1 protein-coding gene is annotated in these 1,175 nt (G+C 72.0%); it reads right to left on the bottom strand.

All coding sequences use genetic code 11. The features are described from left to right. Positions 1-206: 206 nt before the first annotated feature. A complete protein-coding gene (locus tag KS423_RS45835; protein ID WP_224285566.1) occupies positions 207-821 on the bottom strand; it encodes a YceI family protein in 615 nt (204 codons plus the stop codon). Positions 822-1,175 lie beyond the last annotated feature (354 nt).

A 1,175-nucleotide genomic window follows, 5' to 3' on the forward strand; every position in this document is an offset into this window, starting at 1 on the left:
CGGCCGAAGGCTGGCTGCGCCGCCCGCCGGGCAGCTGGCTGCCCGCGGCGGACGCGGCGCTGCTGCCGCCGGGGTAGGCGAAACCGCTGCCGCAGGGTGGGCGAAACTGCCGCCGGGGTGGGCGAAGCAGCCGCAGGACGGACGGAACCGCCCCTGCCCCGGGGGGACGGGCAGGGGCGGTGCTCGTGGGGGCCGGATCGCCCGGCTCAGGCCGCCTTGACGGCGGAGATGTCGAAGCTGAGCTTGACCTTCTCGCCGATCAGCACGCCGCCGGTCTCCAGCGCCGCGTTGTAGGTCAGGCCGAACTCGGTGCGGTCGACGACGGCCTTGCCCTCGAAGCCGACCCGCTGGGCGCCGTACGCGTCGGTGGCGCTGCCGGTGTACTCCAGGTCCAGCACGACCGGGCGGGTGGTGCCCTTGATGGTGAGGTCGCCGGTCATCCGGTACGAGTCGCCGCCCAGCAGCTGGGCGGAGGTGCTGCGGAAGTGGATCTCCGGGTGGGTCTCGACGGCGAAGAAGTCGCCGGTGCGCAGGTGCTCGTCGCGCTGGGCCTGGTTGGTGTCGATGCTCCCGACCTTGATCACCAGCTCCGCCGAGGAGTCGCCCGGGTGGGTCCCGTCCAGGTGCAGCTTGCCGTCGTACTCGGTGAAGCGGCCCTTGACGTTGGTGACCATCGCGTGGCGGACCGAGAAGCCGATCTCGCTGTGGGTGTTGTCGATCGTCCAGTCGCCGGTCAGGTGGGCGAGGTCCGGGCCGGCCGGGGTCCGGACGGCGGTCGCGGTGGGGGCGGTGACGGTCTTGGTGCGGTTGAACAGGCCCATGGCTTCCTCCTTGGTCCGAAGCCATTTGTTTAGGCTTCAACTTGTTGGCTCCAGCGTAGGGCAACTTCGTTCAACTTTCAACCAGAACTTTCGGGCTTCCCTCGAACGGCCCAGCGGACCGGCCCTGTCGGCCCTCCCGGTTAGGCTGCGAAGGACGGTCCCACCCCGCCCGGAAGGCCCCCGATGTTCGTCCTGCACGCGCTCTGGCGGGCGGACGGGCAGCTGGCGCTCTGGGCCGAGGACGCCCGCGCCCACTCCGCCGTCACTGAACCGCGCCCCGGCCGGCCCACCCCGCGCGCCCACCCCTACGCCTGCCCGGCCGGCGAGTTGGCCGCCGTGCTCGGCGGCATCGGC

The organism is Streptomyces sp. LS1784 (assembly GCF_020103755.1).
Lineage (GTDB): Bacteria > Actinomycetota > Actinomycetes > Streptomycetales > Streptomycetaceae > Kitasatospora.

Excerpts from the sequence above, each read along its gene's own strand:
- KS423_RS45835 (WP_224285566.1), bottom strand. The coding sequence starts at position 821 with ATGGGCCTGTTCAACCGCACCAAGACCGTCACCGCCCCCACCGCGACC.